Consider the following 16,268-nt stretch of genomic DNA (forward strand, 5'->3'; position numbering starts at 1 on the left):
CGTTTCTCAGGCCGGCGTTGCGCCGTGATGAACGAAGCGATCGGTGAACCAGTCCCACGCGTTGGCGATGTGGCCGGTAAGCGGCTTACCATCGACGGCAGGAACAACCGGTCGCCAAATCGCAATCGCCGTCGGCGGCTGCGACTTGAATTCAAACACCTGAGGTTCGGCGCCGAAAGCGTCGGGGAGTTGTTCTTCGGCGGCCATGACATATCCGGCAGCGTTGGCCGCGGACATCAGTGTTTCGATACTCATAACCCAGCCTCGCATTTCCTGAGCCAATATCCCTCTGGCTCGTTCCGTATTTCTCGCCAGTGCCCTATGAACGCGCGAAACGCCGGAAGAGTTCACAATGCGACAAGTTTAAAGTTATTCAAGTTATTTTTGTCTTTCCGGACCCCTCCGGAAGGATATCGCGAGAAGTAGCTTTGGCGGCGCAGTAATAGATCCCCGCATATTGAGTAATTCTACCGCGTTGCAATAAATTTTTCACGAAACTGTGCGGTGATTCCCGTTGTGCCTCTACCGCTTTGGAGCGAGCATTCCTCCAGCCGCTCTCTTCCGAGGTGCGGGGCGCGGCTTGCATGGTCGCGCGCCTCGCAACATCGGAGGCAATCATGACGAGCTCAGATGGCCCGAAGGGCGGGAACGGCAATCAAAGTACCAGGGCTGGGGTCCGAGGCGCGCGATGCGTTGCGCTCGTCGGGCCCTTTGCCAGCGGTAAGACGACACTTCTCGAAGCCATACTCGCCCGCACCGGCAGCATTTCTAGGGCCGGTTCGATCACACAAAATTCGACGGTCGGCGATAATTCGCCAGAGGCCCGTGAGCACGCGATGAGCGTCGGCCTTAACGTCGCGGACGCTGCATTTCTCGGTGAAAATTTCACGTTTATTGACTGTCCGGGCTCCGTCGAGTTCGCGCATGAGGGCACACTCGCGCTTCCTGCCTGCGATATGGCCGTCGTCGTTTGCGAAGCCGATCCGAAGCGCGTCTCTGCCCTCCAAGTCATTCTCAAGCAACTCGATGATGCGGGCGTTCCGCACATCGTGTTCCTGAACAAGATCGATACCTCGCCCATTCCGGTTCACGACGTCATTCCGAGCCTGCAGCCGGCAAGCGCCAAACCGCTCGTGCTGCGCCAGATGCCGATCTGGGAAAACGGGATAGCAACGGGCTTCGTCGATCTCGCGTCGGAGCGTGCGTACGTTTACCGCGAACATGCATCGAGCAAGATCATCGAGCTGCCGTCGGCGATCGAAGCGCGCGAGAAGGAAGCGCGATTCCAGATGCTCGAGAAGCTCGCTGATTACGACGACGAACTGATGGAGCAGTTGCTGGCGGATATCCCGCCGCCGAACGACCGCGTTTTCGACGACCTCTCCAAGGAGCTTCGCGATGGCTTGATATGTCCTGTCCTCATCGGCTCGGCCGAGCACGGGCACGGAATCCTTCGGCTGTTGAAGGCGCTTCGTCACGAATGTCCGACCGTCGAGGATACGGCGAAGCGGTTGAATCTCGATGGTCTCAAATCCGCGGCGTACGTCTTCAAGAGCGTGCATACGAAGTCGGGCGGAAAATTATCGTATACGCGCGTTTTCGCGGGAGAAATCGCCGATGGCGCGACGGTGACCGGCCGCAGCGGGCATGAGCAGCGCGTCGCCGGTATCTTCACCATTCGCGGCGAAGAGGCGATCAAGCGTGGGCCCGCCAAGGCGGGCGAAACGGTGGCGCTGGGACGGCTCGATTCCATTCACTCGGGCGAGACGATCGCAGTCGGCAAGACGGCGATAGCGCAACTGCGCGTACCGGAGGCACCGCAACCGGCGCTCGCAATTGGGCTCGGCCTCAAGGATCGCAAAGACGAGGTGAAGCTTTCGTCCGCCGTTGCCAAGCTGATCGACGAAGATCCGTCGCTGATGCTCGAACACAATGCCGAGATGCATCAAATTCTGCTGCACGGACAGGGCGAGATGCATCTTCGGGTGGCGCTCGAGCGGCTGCTGCGCAAGTACGGCATCGAAGTGGTGCGCGAGAAGCGGCGTGTCGGGTATAAGGAAACGATACGATCGTCGACCGAAGTTCGCGGACGGCACAAAAAGCAGTCCGGCGGGCATGGCCAATTCGGCGATGTGAAACTCGACATCAAGCCGCTACCCAGAAGCGGCGGCATCACCTTCAGCGAAACGATCACAGGCGGGGCCATTCCGAGGAACTTCATTCCCTCGGTCGAAATCGGCGTGCGCGATTATCTCACCGAAGGTCCGCTCGGCTTTCCCGTCGTGGACGTTGCGGTGACGCTGACGGATGGGTCGTTCCACTCGGTCGACTCCTCCGACATGGCGTTCCGGCAGGCGGGAAGACTCGCCATGACGGAAGGATTGCCGAAGTGCAATCCGGTTCTGCTCGAGCCGATCATGGCCGTATCGATCGCGGTGCCGTCGGAGTCCAATGCGCGGATCAACGGCATCATCTCGCAACGGCGCGGCCAGATCCTCGGCTTCGACGCACGTCCGGATTGGCCGGGATGGGATTTGATCCAGGCTCATATTCCGGAAGCGGAGATGGATAACCTGATCATCGATCTCAGATCGGCGACGGCCGGTGTCGGCTCGTTCACCTTCGGGTTCGATCATCTCTCGGAAGTGTCGGGACGGCTCAAGGACCAGGTCCTCGCTGCCAGCCGTGCGGCTGCCGAGTAAGGGCACTGTTTCGGATTCGAATGGAAAAGGGCGGTCCGCACCGCCCTTTTTCGTTGCAGAGCTGCTAGCGTGACTCGCGATATTCATTGCGGAGATGAAAATGTCTGCGGAAAAGAGGGAACTTCCGTTGGCGGTCGAGGCAGCCGCGGTTCCACCAAGAACGAAGCCCTCGAATTATCCCGAGCCATTCTATTCCCGGATGTTGAAGCGGGAGAAGCGTGCGCTGGGCGACCAGTTCGGCCTCAAGAACTTCGGCGTCAATCTCACCCGGCTCCGGCCGGGCGGCGAATCCGCACTTCTTCATCGCCACAGCAAACAGGACGAATTCGTCTATATCATCGAGGGACAGCCGACGCTGATAACGGACGTGGGCGAGATTGAACTCACCCCTGGCATGTGCGCGGGCTTTCCTGCAGCGGGCGTCGCGCATCAGCTCGTCAATCGGACGGATCGCGACGTCGTCTATCTCGAAATCGGGGATCGCTCGCCCGGCGATACCGGGACCTACCCTGCGGACGATATCGAAGCACGCCTCGGCGCGGACGGCCGCTGGCTATTCACGCGCAAGGACGGAACGCCCTATTAGCGCGCAGCCGCTTTCGCCGGGCTTTTGGGGCCTTTGAAGTAATCGGCCATCGCTTCGAGAAACAACGGCGACAAGCCTTCGCCGCCGGCATCGATGTGGGCCTTCAGAGCGTTGCGCATGCGCGGCTCCCACGAGGCATGGATGTGCTTGGAGATGCCGTCGAGGGCTTCGGGCTTCGGGTAGACGGCGAAGTAGTCCGTGATTTGATTGGCCATGCGGACGAGATCGGAAGCTTGCATCAGGTTTCTCGATTGAGATTGGATTGCGTTGATCAGGAATGGAATACGACGGGGCCACCTGGCCCGCGAGACGCCAGAAAGAGATCGGCTTTCTTGGCGAGTTCAAGGGCGAGGACGGTCGGCGCGGAGACGGTCACCAGAGCCTGGATGCCCGCTGTGACTGATTTCTGCACCAGCTCGAAGCTGCAGCGGCTGGTCATCAAGACGAAGCCGTCCGTCCGATCGATGCCTTGCGTGTAGAGGGCGCCGATGAGTTTATCGAGGGCGTTGTGGCGTCCGACGTCCTCACGGACGAAGCGGATCTCGCCGTCCTTCGATACCCAAGCTGCGCCGTGAACAGACCGGTTGAAGCGGTTCATCGGCTGGTGGTCGAAGAGGTCCCGCTCGGCGCGCCGTATCGCATCAGGACTTGGCGACCATGTCCGGCCGAGCTGCTGCAATGGCCGAACGGCGGATTCGATGTCTTCGACGCCGCAGAGGCCGCAACCCGTGCGGGCCTCCATGGTGCGGCGCGCGAGGCGCGATGTTTCGATCGCAGTCTCAGGCACGGCGACGTCGATGGCCATGCCGCCTTCGACCGGCATCACGAGGATGCCTTGGATCTTGGACGGATCCGGGACGATGCCTTCGCCGACGAGAAAGCCGACGGCGAAATCGCGGAGATCCGCCGGCGTCGACATCATGACCGTGTAGGGCTCGGAGTTGATCTGCAGCGCGACCGGCACCTCCTCGGGGAGCTGCCATGTCACGGACTGCGTGCCGGAGGCCGTCTGCAGCTCGCCCACGGCGGGGCGCGAGCAAAGCTCCGCTCCACCCTGAGGCTGCTTGACGTCCTTCGGAACGACATTCATCGCAATTCAACTCCAGGCTGGCGGGCCGAGATTACTCGGCCGGTTCCAGCTTCTTTTCCTTGCCGATGCGCTTGTTCTCGACTTCGCGCTCCTGCCACTCGGCCTGCCACTCGGACGGGTGGTTGGACACGGTCACCTGCACCGCCGTCACCTTGTACTCGGGGCAGTTGGTCGCCCAGTCCGAGTTGTCCGTGGTGATGACGTTGGCGCCCGTGACCGGGTGATGGAACGTCGTATAGACGACGCCCGGAGGCATCCGGTCGGAGATCTTGGCCGTCAGCGTCGTGGCGCCGACGCGGCTCGCGAGCGACACCTTCATGCCGGTCTTGATGCCGCGCAGTTCCGCGTCGCTCGAATGGATCTCGAGGATGTCCTCGGGGTGCCATGCGACGTTGTCCGTACGCCGCGTCTGGGCGCCGACGTTGTAGTGCGCCAGGATGCGGCCGGTCGTGAGGATGAGCGGGAAGTTGCGGTTCGAGCGTTCCGCCGTCGGGACGAAGCCCGTCAGCATGAAGCGGCCCTTACCGCGCGTGAACTCTTCCGTGTGCATGACAGGCGTGCCCGTCGGGTGCTCTTCGTTGCACGGCCACTGGATCGAGCCCAGCTCATCGATCCGATCGAAGGAAACACCCTCGAACGTCGGTGTGAGGCGAGCAATCTCGTCCATGATCTCGGCCGCATTGTTATAGCGCATGGGATGGCCCATGGCGGTCGCGATGCGGGAGACGACTTCCCACTCCGGCATTCCCTGCTTCTCACGCATCACCTTGCGCACGCGATTGATGCGGCGCTCGGCGTTCGTGAAGGTGCCGTCCTTTTCGAGGAACGACGTGCCGGGCAGGAACACGTGCGCGAACGCTGCCGTCTCGTTCAGGAAGAGATCCTGCACGATGACGATGTCCATCGAGGACAGCGCGTGTTCGACGTGGTGCGTGTTGGGGTCGGACTGGGCGATGTCCTCGCCCTGGATGAAGAGGCCCATGAACGAACCGTCGGAGGCGGCGTCGAACATGTTCGGAATGCGAAGGCCCGGCTCGGCTGCGAGCTTGACGTTCCATTCCTTTTCGAAGACGGCGCGGGTCTCGGGAACCGAGACGTGGCGGTAGCCGGGCAGTTCATGCGGGAACGAGCCCATGTCGCACGAGCCCTGCACGTTGTTCTGGCCGCGCAGCGGGTTCACGCCGACGCCCTCGCGCCCGATGTTGCCTGTCGCCATTGCGATGTTGGCCATGGCCATGACCATCGTCGAGCCCTGGCTGTGCTCGGTGACGCCGAGGCCGTAGTAGATCGCGGCGTTGCCGCCGGTTGCGTAAAGCCTGGCTGCTTCGCGGACCTGCTCTGCCGGGACGCCGGTGATCGGTTCAAGGGCTTCCGGAGAATTTTCCGGCCGCTTGATGAACTCTTCCCAACGAAAGAAGTCGGTCGGCTCGCAGCGGCGCTTAACGAACTTGCGGTCGATGAGGTTCTCGGTCGCGATGACGTGACCGATGGCGTTCATGATAGCGACGTTCGTCGAAGGCTGAAGCTGCAGATGGTAGGCAGCTTCGACGTGCGGCGAGCGGACGAGTTCGATCCGGCGGGGATCGACGACGATCAACTTGGCGCCCTCACGAAGGCGCTTCTTCATGCGCGAGCCGAAGACCGGATGTGCGTCGGTCGGGTTGGCGCCGACGAGAAGTATCACGTCCGTCTTGTCGACGCTCTTGAAGTCCTGAGTACCGGCGGATTCGCCGAACGTCTGCTTCAGACCGTAGCCGGTCGGCGAGTGGCAGACCCGGGCGCAGGTGTCGATGTTGTTGGTGTTGAAGGCGGCGCGGACCATGCGCTGGACGGCGTAGACTTCCTCGTTCGTCGTGCGCGACGACGTGATGCCGCCGATCGAATCCTTGCCGTATTTCGCTTGCGTTTCCTTGAGGCGCTTCGCGGCGTAGTCGATCGCCTCGTCCCACGACACGACCTGCCACGCATCGGTGATCTTTTCACGGATCATCGGCGTCAGCACGCGCTCCTTGTGGGTCGCGTATCCGAAGGCGAAGCGGCCCTTAACGCACGAGTGGCCTTCGTTGGCGCCGCCGTCCTTATAGGGCACCATGCGCGCGACTTCCTCGCCGCGCATTTCGGCTTTGAACGAGCAGCCGACGCCGCAGTAGGCACACGTCGTCACGACGGAGTGCTCAGGCTGGCCAAGGTCGAGCACCGACTTTTCGATCAGTGTCGCGGTCGGGCAGGCCTGCACGCAGGCGCCGCAGGATACGCATTCGGAGGCCAGGAATTCTTCGTCCATGCCGGCGGAGACGTGCGAAGCGAAGCCGCGGCCGTCGATCGTCAGTGCGAACGTGCCCTGAACTTCCTCGCAGGCGCGAACGCAACGCGAGCAGACGATGCACTTCGAGGGATCGAACTGGAAGTAGGGGTTCGAGCCGTCCTTCGGCTTGAACATATCGTTGGCTTGGCCGTCGGCGCGCTTCGCGAAGACGTGGTTTTCGCCGTCGTAGCCGTAGCGCACTTCGCGGAGGCCAACGGCGCCCGCCATGTCCTGCAGCTCGCAGTCGCCGTTGGCGCCGCAGGTCAGGCAGTCGAGCGGGTGGTCGGAGATGTAAAGCTCCATGACGCCCCGGCGGATGTTCGCGAGACGGGGATTCTGCGTCGTGACCTTGATGCCGGGCGCGACGGGCGTCGTGCACGAAGCGGGTGTGCCCCTGCGGCCTTCGATTTCACAAAGGCAAAGGCGGCACGAGCCCCAAGCGTCGAGGCTGTCAGTTGCGCAGAGCTTTGGTATCTGGATACCGAGCTGCATTGCGGCGTTCATGATCGAGGTGCCTTCGGCAACCGTGATCTCTTGGCCGTCGATCTCGAGCGTCACCATCTTGGTGGCGTCGGTGATCTCTGGGCTGGGCGTGCCGTAGTCGATCTCTTTGATGAGAGTCATCGGCTTGACGTGGTGGTTCATCGATCGTCCTCGTTGAGGATTCTAATCCTGAAATTACTCTGCAGCGTCCGCGAGAAACTTATTCGGCGACGGCTTGTGGAAGTCCTCGGGGAATCCACGAACCGCACTCATGACTGGGAACGGCGTCAGACCGCCCATTGCGCAGAGCGAGCCGTCGGCCATAGTCACGCAAAGATCTTCGAGCAGTGCCAAATTCTTCGTGCGATCGATGTCGTCGATGATCTTGTCGATCACCTCCACGCCGCGCGTCGAACCGATGCGGCAGGGCGTGCACTTGCCGCAACTTTCGATCGTGCAGAATTCCATCGCGAAGCGCGCCTGCTTGGCCATGTCGACAGTATCGTCGAAGACGACAAGGCCGCCGTGGCCGACCATTGCGTCGACCTTGGCGAATTCCTCGTAGTCCATCGGAACGTCGAACTTGGATTCAGGAATGTACGCGCCGAGCGGGCCACCGACCTGGACCGCACGAACCGGACGGCCAGTCGCCGTGCCGCCGCCCCAGTCTTCGATCAGCTGACGCGTCGTAACGCCGAAGGCTTTCTCGACGAGACCGCCCTGCTTGATGTTGCCTGCGATCTGGAACGCCAGCGTGCCGCGCGAGCGTCCGACGCCATAGTCGCGATAGAACTCGCCGCCCTTGTCGATGATGATCGGTACGGCCGCGAAGCTCATCACGTTGTTGATGATCGTCGGCTTGCCGAACAGGCCTTCGATTGCGGGAATCGGCGGCTTGTAACGAACGATGCCGCGCTTGCCCTCGATGCTTTCAAGCATGGAGGTTTCTTCGCCGCAGATGTAGGCGCCTGCACCCATGCGTACGAAAAGATCGAAGGAATGTTTCGTTCCCTGAATATTGTCGCCGAGCCAGTTGGCGCGACGCGCAATCTCGATTGCTTCACGCAGGACGTGCACCGAGTGCGGATATTCGGAACGGACGTAGATGTATCCCTTCTGCGCGCCGCCGGCGATGGCCGCGATCGTCATGCCTTCGATGAGGCAGAATGGGTCGCCTTCCATCAGCATGCGGTCGGCGAAGGTGCCGCTGTCGCCTTCGTCGGCGTTGCAGGCGACGTACTTTTCACCGGCCGGGAGATCGTGAACCGTTTTCCATTTGATGCCGGTCGGGAAGCCGGCGCCGCCGCGGCCGCGAAGGCCCGACGTCGTCACTTCCGTCACGATGTCGATCGGCTTCATCTGGAGGGCTTTCGCCAGTCCGACGAAACCGCCGTGGCTGCGATAGTCCTCGATCGAAAGAGGATCGGTGATGCCGCAGCGCGCGAACGTCAGCCGTTCCTGATTTTTGAAATATGGAATTTCTTCCGTGAGGCCGTGGCCCAACGCATGGGCCTTGCCTTCGAGAAAACCCGCATCGAACAGGCTCGCAACGTCGCTTGGCGCGACTGGGCCATAGGCGACGCGACCGTTCGCAGTCGTCACCTCAACGAGCGGCTCGAGATAGAGCATGCCGCGCGAACCGTTGCGGACGATCTCGACTTGGAGTTTCCGCTTTTTCGCTTCTGAGGCGATTGCGGCTGCAACTTCATCGGCGCCGACAGAAAGGGCCGCAGCATCACGTGGTACAAAGATCTTGATCATTCCGCGGCTTCCTTCTCGAGTCCGCCGATGATCTCATCGAAACGTTTAGGATCGACTTTGCCGTAAAGTTTTTCGCCGACCATGATGGCGGGCGAGAGCGCGCAGTTGCCGAGGCAGAAGACCTGCTCGATGGTGACCATTCCGTCAGCCGTCGTACCACCGAGTGACGTGCCCAATGATTTCTCAGCGTGCTGACACAACGCGTCCGTGCCCATCGACTGACAGGCTTCGGCGCGGCAGATCTTAACGACGTGCTTGCCGACCGGATGACGCTTGAATTCATGGTAGAACGTCAGCACCCCGTAAATTTCGGCGCGCGAGCGGTTCAATGCCTTGGCGATGACCGGCAACGTCGCGTCCGGCACGTAGCCGAGCTGGTGCTGCAAGTCGTGGAAAATCTCAAGAAGCTCGTCAGGCTTGTTTCCGTGGCGTGCACATGACGCCAGCGCCGCGACCTCCGCAGGGGTCGGGGCCGGGAATTGATCCACCCGTGAGCCGTTCGTTTGCTTTACGGCTTTCTTCGCCATGTGTGGCGTTTCCTCAGTGTTTTGTTGGCGGTCGCCGTGATCTGAAAGGCCACTTTGCCGCGTGACGTTAAGTGTGTCATCCGGTCTCGTTATTCAAATCGATATGATCGATCTCACTATAGATACCGTCTATGAGGCGACGCAATAACTGAGGTGAAACTCACAGTTTGAGGCAAACACGGGCGACTAAGTGTCTATTTCCCTTCAGGAAATAATGTTTACTGAAAATTTAGCGGCAGTCGCCTGAAAGGCGCGCACGAGGGGTGCGACAGGATCGCGGTCCTGGGTTACGAGGCCAACGCTATGGGCAACCTTCGGTTCGACGAGGGGAATGGCTTTCAATTCAGTGTCGCTGCCGAGCAGGTCTAAAAGATAATGCGGCATCACGCTGGCGAGCTGCATCAGCCTGACATTCGAATAAAGATTAATGACCGAGTTGGTCTCGAGCGCGGGCGACGGGCGGCATCCGGCATCGTGAAAGGCCCGGTCGATGATTCGCCGGTTCTGCATGTTCGAAGTCAGCAGTCCGAGCGGCAATTCGGCGGCTTCGCGCCACGTCACGGTCTCGCGATTGGCGAGGGCGTGGCCGCCGGGGATGAAAAGACAGTAGTGCTCGGTATAGAGAGGCGTCGCGACGAGGCCGTTGATCGGCTCGTTGTCGAGATAGGTAATGCCGGCGTCGATCGAATAATCCTCGAGCCCGCGCAGAATTTCTTCCGAGCTCATCGACATGATCGTGAAGTTAATCTGCGGGTGCAGCTGTTGAATGTCGCGCGTGAGGTAGGGGAGCATCGGCAATGCCGACGGTATCGCGCCAAGTGTCAGCCGCCCGGTCAGGCCGAAATCGCTGATCGCCAGGTGGGCCAGCTCTTGATGCATCGAGGCCCAGTTGTTGAGGATGAGCTGCGCCCATTTGAGGACGCGCTCTCCTTCCTGGGTCAGGCCCTGGTAACGCTGTCCGCGCTCGACGATCGGCACGCCGAGCTCGAGCTCGAGCTGGCGGATACGCCCCGAGAGCGTCGGCTGGGTGACGTTGCAGGCCTGGGCTGCGCGCGTGAAATGCTTTTCGCGGGCGAGGGCGACCAGATATTGAAGCTGGCGGATGTCCATTCGTCTCTCTCTCCCGAGAGAGGGCTAATCATCGACGGTTCGATGATCAAATGCAATCGAGCAGCCCGTTCAAGGCTCGATCGGCCCGTACAGCGGGCAGGAAGCCGGAGGCGAGCTCAGAAGTCGAGGCCGCCCGCATCGAATACGTGACCTGAGAGCGAGCGTCCCCGGCGCGAGGCGAGGTGGAGCGCCAAAGTGGCCACGTCCGGCTCGTTCGTGAGATAAGCGCCAGAGCGGCTGCCGTCGTAGAAGGCTCGAGGGCCGACGCCGTTGATGCGAATGCCTTTACCCGCCCATTCGCGCGCTTCGTTGGCGATCATTGCAGCCAGTGCTGTCCGGGCAAAACCGGCGACGGCGGCCGAGCGGCGATCTTGCGGCTCGGGCATTTTCAAGACGTTCAGGACCATGCCCTCGCTCAGTACGAGGTTCATGCGGTTGGCGACGACGCGCGTCAGCTGTGCGAGCGGCGCCAGCTTCGCCGAGACGAGGGCTTCGAGATCGCCTTCGCCACGAATCGCCTGAATCTCGGCGGAGGAGATTGTCGCCATGTTGATTGCAACATCGAGGCCGCCATAGGCCTGGGCCGACGTCTGCGCGAATTTCGCGGCGCAATCGGCCGTCGATATGTCGAGGGTGTGGAGGCGAATTTCGCTGGCGCTTTGCGAGAGCAGGGCGGCGAGTTCGACCAGTTCGGGCGAAAGGTCGGTCGTATGGACAACGAGCCGGGCCTTCAGATCGGCGAAGGCACGTGCAACGTCAACGCCGGCGATGCCAGTCAGGCCCGTGATCAGGATGCGTGCGCGCGCAAGTTCACTCGAGACTTCACTTTCGACGCTGGCACCTACTCGATCCATGTACATGCGCTCTTCCCCTCCTGACATACGCTAACCGGCAAACGCGAGAGGCGCCGTCGGTCGGACAATAGCACGCCGATTCGCCTAACGAGATCTAAACAGCGCGCCGATTCGGGTTTGTGGGAGACGGGTCAAGGGCGCTTTTGCGGCTATGCACCGCCGCCGGCGATATGTTCGAAGCATAGAATCATGTGACCGGCGCGCCCCGCCGGGAGTATGATTTGCTTGGTTGTGGCGATGCCGCGCGAAAAGGTGGTGATAGCGGCCGCCGGTACATTGCTTCCCTTCATCTGTCTGCGAAGGTTGAGGCAAGACGAATCGAAGGCAGCCTGGAACACCATGACAAAGCAGGACAATTCAAAGCCGCAAGCAAGTGTCGATCAATCCGACACGCTTGCGCCGTCGCAGGCTCTCTCTCAAAGCGCCGGGCAAGCTCCCGGACAGGGTGCCGGGCCAGCTCCGATGCGAGGTCCAATGGCTGGCCCTGCGAATGGGTCGGCGAATGGCCCCGTGGAGCCATCAATCGGTCCGGCGACCGGTCAGGCCGTCGACGCGCCGCGCGAGCCTCGATCGCGCGATGGGCTTATCGTTGCATCAATCCTGATCGTGTCGGCGGCGATTACGATGATGTGCTTTTCGCAGCTCGGCCTTTCCATGCCGATCTCGATTGCCGCTGGCGCCGTTGCGCTGTCGCTGTTGATGCTGATTCACAAGCAGGTGCAGAAATCGGCGCAGATTGCGGCTCTCAAGGCGGAACTTGCACGAGCCGAGTTTGGGCAGGCGCGCCATGACGTGAAGCTGAACGGCGCAAAGCAGAAGGTCTCACAGGCGCGTCCGGCGCCAGCGGTGGCCGCGCCCGGTCCGTCGCTTCCGTCAGCTCCGAGCGCACCGGCAGCCGTGAATGCTCCGGCAGCTTCGAGCACGCCGGAATCGCGCATTCGCGAACTGAGCCGCGATATCGGCAATTTGGTTCCGCGCGCCGAACCGGCGGCTCCTGCGCAGTCAGGGGCCGCGACCCAGCCGCATCACGCAGCTGCCGGTCTTTCGAGTGCCCGGCCTCTCGCATCCGTTGACGCCGACAGGGCAGGCCGCTCAGCGCCGCATGCGCCGATGCAGCCCGCTGCCGAACCTACTCCCGCAAAACCCGCTGCTGAGTCCAAGGGCCGTCCGGTCTTTTCGGCACCGGCGAGCGAAAGGCCGGTTCCCGAAACCGGCCGCGAGCGCTGGTCATTCCGGCGGCGCGTCGATGTTCAGCCGCAGCAGCCACCGGCCAAAGGGCTCACACTGCCGCCGGGCTGGTCTGCTTCGGCCAACGCGATGCCGAAGGGCGGCGTGGCGATGACGATCGAAGGCGATCTCGAGCTGGTGCAGCGGAAGATCAAAGAACTCGCTGACGAGGTGAACGCTGCCGAGGCGCTGCGCGCGCCGAAGTCTTCGCGTGCGAATGAGCTGCCGAAGCCGAGCGCCAGCGCGCTGGAAGATTCCATCGGTGCGCTGAGGGCCGTCGCAACCAGCATGCGCCAGCGGCCCGCGGGCTTCGGCGATTTCCTTCCAACGCATGATGCGGCCACACCGGCACCGAAGCCCGCACCGGCTCCGGCTTCGGTGACGGCCCCAGCAGCATCGATGCAGGCGGCCGCACCTGCACCGGTTTCGCCAGCGGCGGAGCCCGTTCAGTCGCAGGGTCTCGGAGAACTCGTCATTCCGGCGACTGCGGAGCGCATTGCCGGGTTCGAGCCCGAAGATTCCGTCGACGACGCTGCGTTCCGCGAAGAAGAAGCTGAGGCTGAATTGGGCCGTCATGAGCCAAATCTAAGTGGGCTGAGCCTTGCCGAGATGGAGCGCGCAAATCCGGGCAGCACTCAGCGTGATGCTCCGCCGCTTCCAGAGCTGACGCTTCCCGAACTGCCTATCCTGGAATTCAGTGCTGAACCGGCGCCTACTCCGGAATTGCCGCCGCGTATCGCCTCGATCGCTCGCGCGATCGAAGACGACGCGATCGACGTGACGCTCGGGCCGATCGTGACAATCGCGGAGCATTCCGTCAGCCATTATGAAATGACGGCCAACCTGCGTTCGGCCTCCGGCGAAGCGCATGACGCAAGCGAGCACGATTTCACGCTGGTCGGTGGCGATCTCGATACGCGTTTCGATATCTCGCGTCTCAATCGCGCCGCGGCTCTCGCGTCCCGAATGGATGCGCGCGACAAGGGCGGTTCGCTGCTGACGAGCTTTCTCGGCTCGTCGGTCACGAGCAGGGCATTCCTCGAATCCTTCGCTCACGCCTACGAAGTCCGGCCGAGAATTTCCGCTCAGCTCGTGTTGACGTTCTCGCAACACGCGGTCGACGAGTTCACTCCGGCCGCATGGCAGGCGCTGCGCGACATGCATTCGTTCGGATTCCGGCTTGCGCTCGACAAAGTCACGCACATGGGAACGGACTTTGCCGCGCTCCAACAAGCGGGCTTCCGATTCGTCAGGTTCGGCGCACAACCGCTGCTCGAGGGGATGAGATCACGCGACCGCTTCGTGCCGGCGGATGAAATCCTGCAGCGGGTAACGCTGGCGGGTCTATCGGTGATAGCGAGCGGTATCACGGATGCAGCGATGCAGAAGCGCTTGCTCGATGCGGGCATTCTGCTTGGCCAGGGACCGCTCTTCGGCGCACCCCGCCAGGTCAACATCGATGGGAGTCGTCCGGCCAAGCATTCGGCGGCGGCGTAACCAGCCGGAACCATGCCGACTGTGACGACGGAGCCGGATGACAGTCCGGCTCCTGCTCGTTTATAGGCCGCAAATCGAGGTCGCATATCGCATATCGCGTAAAGGACCTCGGGCAAGGTCCGTATGTCTGCCATTCCGCTGTTCTCTTCCATCGTTCCGTTCGCGGCCTCGTCCGACCTCTGGTTCGTCGACATCTGGGGCGTACTGCACAATGGCGTTCGGCCGTTTGCATCGACGGTTGCGGCTTGCGAGGCTTTCCGGAAGCAGGGCGGCACTGCGCTTCTCGTCACCAACTCGCCGCGTCCCCATGACAGCGTGACCCGGCAGCTCGACAGTATCGGCGTGGCACGCTCCGCTTACGATGGCATCGTGAGTTCGGGCGATGTCTCGCGCAGCCTCATCGCAGCTTGGGCGGGCCGGCCTATCCTGCACATCGGGCCATCGCGCGATCTGCCGATCTTCGCCGGACTTGGCGCAGTGCCTGGGGCATCCGCGGACGATGCGGACGTCGCCGTCTGCACGGGGCTCTACGACGATGAAACCGAGACGCCGGAAAATTATTCTGAGCTGCTTCAGAAGCTCAAGGCGCGCGACGTGCCGATGGTCTGCGCCAATCCCGACTTGAAGGTCGAGCGCGGCGGCCGGATCATTTATTGCGCCGGTGCGATCGCGAGCGCGTACGCGGCGCTGGGCGGCGACGTGAGCTATGCCGGAAAGCCCTACCAGCCAATTTACGATCTGGCGCTGCGTACGGGATCTGATATCCGCGGAGTTCCCGTTCCCAAGGACCGCGTGCTCGCGATCGGCGACGGCGTCGCCACAGACATCGCGGGAGCGGCGGGGTTTGGCATTCGTTCGGTGTTCATCGCGAGCGGCATCCATGTCGGCTCGGACGAGGCCCTCACGGGAGCGGCCGGGCGGCTATTCCCAGCGGGTGGGCCGCAGCCGGTCGCTCTCATGCAAAGTTTGGTTTGGTAGGCCGATCGCGATCGCTCGACTGGCCGATCAGGCGACGGTCAGCACGATCTTGCCGATGTGCGCGCTGCTCTCCATCCGTGCGTGCGCTTCGCTTGCGCGAGCGAGGGGATAGGTGCTGTCGATCGGTATCTTGATCTTGCCGGAGACGATGAGCGGCAGAGCGTGCTCCTCGATGCTGCGGGCAATTTCGCCTTTCACCTCGGCGGTGCGAATGCGCAGCGTCGATCCCGTGAGCGTCAGCCGTTTCAGCATCACGCGTATGAAATCGACCGTTGCGGTCGATCCTTTCTGAAAGGCGATGTTGACGAGGCGGCCATCGTCTCCGAGCGAGCGAATGTTCTTCTCGATGTAATCGCCGCCGACCATGTCGAGGATGACGTCGACGCCCTTGCCCGCGGTCTCGCTCTTGATCACCTGCGCGAAATCGTGCGTCCGGTAATTGATGGCGACGTCGGCGCCGAGGGCGCGGGCGGCTTCGCACTTTTCATCCGAGCCGGCGGTGGTGAAGACGGTTGCGCCGAATGCCTTCGCGAGCTGGATTGCGGTGACGCCGATGCCGCTCGTGCCGCCGTGGACGAGGAATTTCTCGCGTGCCTTCAGGTGGCCGCGGTCGAACACGTTGTACCAGACGGTGAAGAACGTTTCGGGGATCGCTGCCGCTTCGGTGAACGAGATCGCGTCCGGCTTTTTGATGCAGCTGAGTTCGGACACGGCGACGAATTCGGCATATCCGCCGCCCGGAACGAGAGCCATAACCGGGTCGCCAACGGCGAATTGACCGGCTCCCTCGCCAAGCGCGGCAATGACGCCTGAGACTTCGAGGCCTGGAAGTTCGGAATGACCTTTGGGCGGGGGATAATTTCCCTGCCTCTGCAGCACGTCCGGCCGGTTCACTCCGGCAGCTCTAACCTTGATCAGGACTTCGCCCGCTTTGGGCTGCGGCACCGGCAAATCAGTCAAGCTCAGCACGTCGGGGCCGCCCGATCCCGCGATCACAACGGCCTTCATCGATGTCGGGAGACTCATCTCGCTCGCTTTCTCATTGAAGATAGCCGAGAGGAATGCACTGGGATGCCAAGCGGGGCAAGCGTGCGCGTATGGCGGCGACCAACTCTCGACGCCCCTTCGCGTCTCAAATAAGCTGACGG

General features: G+C 62.1%; 13 protein-coding genes. 4 read left to right on the forward strand and 9 right to left on the reverse strand.

All coding sequences use genetic code 11. The annotated features are described in order from the left end of the window. Positions 1 to 6: 6 nt before the first annotated feature. Positions 7 to 255: a hypothetical protein gene (locus tag BM399_RS04050; RefSeq protein ID WP_092864537.1), complete on the reverse strand. Its 249-nt coding sequence runs from the start codon at positions 253 to 255 to the stop codon at positions 7 to 9. A gap of 362 nt (positions 256 to 617) precedes the next feature. Here BM399_RS04050 and BM399_RS04055 point away from each other — a divergent pair, with 362 nt between their 5' ends. Together BM399_RS04055 and BM399_RS04060 are read left to right on the forward strand one after the other, a co-directional pair. Next, positions 618 to 2,702, forward strand: a complete 2,085-nt coding sequence (locus BM399_RS04055; RefSeq protein ID WP_092866276.1) for an elongation factor G — start codon at positions 618 to 620, stop codon at positions 2,700 to 2,702. Between the two features lie 100 nt (positions 2,703 to 2,802). Then, complete coding sequence (locus BM399_RS04060) at positions 2,803 to 3,288, forward strand: cupin domain-containing protein (protein ID WP_092866279.1); 486 nt, start codon at positions 2,803 to 2,805, stop codon at positions 3,286 to 3,288. Here BM399_RS04060 and BM399_RS04065 read toward each other — a convergent pair. The 7 genes from BM399_RS04065 to BM399_RS04095 form a co-directional block, all read right to left on the reverse strand. Further along, positions 3,285 to 3,527 carry a formate dehydrogenase subunit delta gene (locus tag BM399_RS04065; RefSeq protein ID WP_177228037.1) on the reverse strand — a complete coding sequence of 81 codons (243 nt, stop codon included), beginning with the start codon at positions 3,525 to 3,527 and terminating at the stop codon, positions 3,285 to 3,287. The genes BM399_RS04060 and BM399_RS04065 overlap by 4 nt on opposite strands. A gap of 32 nt (positions 3,528 to 3,559) precedes the next feature. Next, on the reverse strand, positions 3,560 to 4,378 hold the full coding sequence (fdhD, locus tag BM399_RS04070) for a formate dehydrogenase accessory sulfurtransferase FdhD (RefSeq protein WP_092864540.1): 819 nt from the start codon (positions 4,376 to 4,378) through the stop codon (positions 3,560 to 3,562). 31 nt (positions 4,379 to 4,409) lie between these two features. Next, positions 4,410 to 7,307, reverse strand: a complete 2,898-nt coding sequence (gene fdhF / locus BM399_RS04075; protein WP_092866285.1) for a formate dehydrogenase subunit alpha — start codon at positions 7,305 to 7,307, stop codon at positions 4,410 to 4,412. Positions 7,308 to 7,361: 54 nt separating this feature from the next. Continuing rightward, positions 7,362 to 8,927 carry a formate dehydrogenase beta subunit gene (locus tag BM399_RS04080; protein ID WP_092864543.1) on the reverse strand — a complete coding sequence of 522 codons (1,566 nt, stop codon included), beginning with the start codon at positions 8,925 to 8,927 and terminating at the stop codon, positions 7,362 to 7,364. Continuing rightward, the gene (locus BM399_RS04085; protein WP_092864546.1) at positions 8,924 to 9,454 is read right to left on the reverse strand and encodes an NAD(P)H-dependent oxidoreductase subunit E; all 531 of its coding nucleotides are present in this window, start codon (positions 9,452 to 9,454) and stop codon (positions 8,924 to 8,926) included. Before BM399_RS04085 ends, BM399_RS04080 begins: the two co-directional genes overlap by 4 nt. Positions 9,455 to 9,658: 204 nt before the next feature. After that, positions 9,659 to 10,564 (reverse strand): LysR family transcriptional regulator, encoded by a 906-nt coding sequence (locus tag BM399_RS04090; RefSeq protein ID WP_092864549.1) that lies wholly within the window; start codon positions 10,562 to 10,564, stop codon positions 9,659 to 9,661. A 116-nt stretch (positions 10,565 to 10,680) separates the two neighbouring features. Beyond that, positions 10,681 to 11,424 (reverse strand): SDR family NAD(P)-dependent oxidoreductase, encoded by a 744-nt coding sequence (locus tag BM399_RS04095; RefSeq protein WP_092864552.1) that lies wholly within the window; start codon positions 11,422 to 11,424, stop codon positions 10,681 to 10,683. Between the two features lie 468 nt (positions 11,425 to 11,892). Here BM399_RS04095 and BM399_RS04100 point away from each other — a divergent pair, with 468 nt between their 5' ends. Beyond that, entirely contained in the window at positions 11,893 to 14,142 is a 2,250-nt protein-coding gene (locus BM399_RS04100; protein WP_177228038.1) for an EAL domain-containing protein, read from the forward strand. A 123-nt stretch (positions 14,143 to 14,265) separates the two neighbouring features. Next, positions 14,266 to 15,120, forward strand: coding sequence for a TIGR01459 family HAD-type hydrolase (locus tag BM399_RS04105; RefSeq protein ID WP_092864558.1), 855 nt, complete (start codon positions 14,266 to 14,268; stop codon positions 15,118 to 15,120). 27 nt (positions 15,121 to 15,147) lie between these two features. Here BM399_RS04105 and BM399_RS04110 read toward each other — a convergent pair whose 3' ends face one another. Further along, complete coding sequence (locus BM399_RS04110; protein ID WP_244531056.1) at positions 15,148 to 16,146, reverse strand: NAD(P)H-quinone oxidoreductase; 999 nt, start codon at positions 16,144 to 16,146, stop codon at positions 15,148 to 15,150. Between the last annotated feature and the right edge of the window lie 122 nt (positions 16,147 to 16,268).

Origin of the sequence: Hyphomicrobium facile (assembly GCF_900116175.1) — a bacterium.
GTDB lineage: Bacteria > Pseudomonadota > Alphaproteobacteria > Rhizobiales > Hyphomicrobiaceae > Hyphomicrobium_B > Hyphomicrobium_B facile.

Excerpts from the sequence above, each read along its gene's own strand:
- BM399_RS04080 (WP_092864543.1), bottom strand. The coding sequence starts at position 8,927 with ATGATCAAGATCTTTGTACCACGTGATGCTGCGGCCCTTTCTGTCGGC.
- BM399_RS04060 (WP_092866279.1), top strand. The coding sequence starts at position 2,803 with ATGTCTGCGGAAAAGAGGGAACTTCCGTTGGCGGTCGAGGCAGCCGCG.
- BM399_RS04090 (WP_092864549.1), bottom strand. The coding sequence starts at position 10,564 with ATGGACATCCGCCAGCTTCAATATCTGGTCGCCCTCGCCCGCGAAAAG.
- BM399_RS04100 (WP_177228038.1), top strand. The coding sequence starts at position 11,893 with ATGGCTGGCCCTGCGAATGGGTCGGCGAATGGCCCCGTGGAGCCATCA.
- BM399_RS04085 (WP_092864546.1), bottom strand. The coding sequence starts at position 9,454 with ATGGCGAAGAAAGCCGTAAAGCAAACGAACGGCTCACGGGTGGATCAA.
- BM399_RS04105 (WP_092864558.1), top strand. The coding sequence starts at position 14,266 with ATGTCTGCCATTCCGCTGTTCTCTTCCATCGTTCCGTTCGCGGCCTCG.
- BM399_RS04095 (WP_092864552.1), bottom strand. The coding sequence starts at position 11,424 with ATGTACATGGATCGAGTAGGTGCCAGCGTCGAAAGTGAAGTCTCGAGT.
- BM399_RS04110 (WP_244531056.1), bottom strand. The coding sequence starts at position 16,146 with ATGAGTCTCCCGACATCGATGAAGGCCGTTGTGATCGCGGGATCGGGC.
- BM399_RS04055 (WP_092866276.1), top strand. The coding sequence starts at position 618 with ATGACGAGCTCAGATGGCCCGAAGGGCGGGAACGGCAATCAAAGTACC.
- fdhD (WP_092864540.1), bottom strand. The coding sequence starts at position 4,378 with ATGAATGTCGTTCCGAAGGACGTCAAGCAGCCTCAGGGTGGAGCGGAG.
- fdhF (WP_092866285.1), bottom strand. The coding sequence starts at position 7,307 with ATGACTCTCATCAAAGAGATCGACTACGGCACGCCCAGCCCAGAGATC.
- BM399_RS04065 (WP_177228037.1), bottom strand. The coding sequence starts at position 3,527 with ATGCAAGCTTCCGATCTCGTCCGCATGGCCAATCAAATCACGGACTAC.
- BM399_RS04050 (WP_092864537.1), bottom strand. The coding sequence starts at position 255 with ATGAGTATCGAAACACTGATGTCCGCGGCCAACGCTGCCGGATATGTC.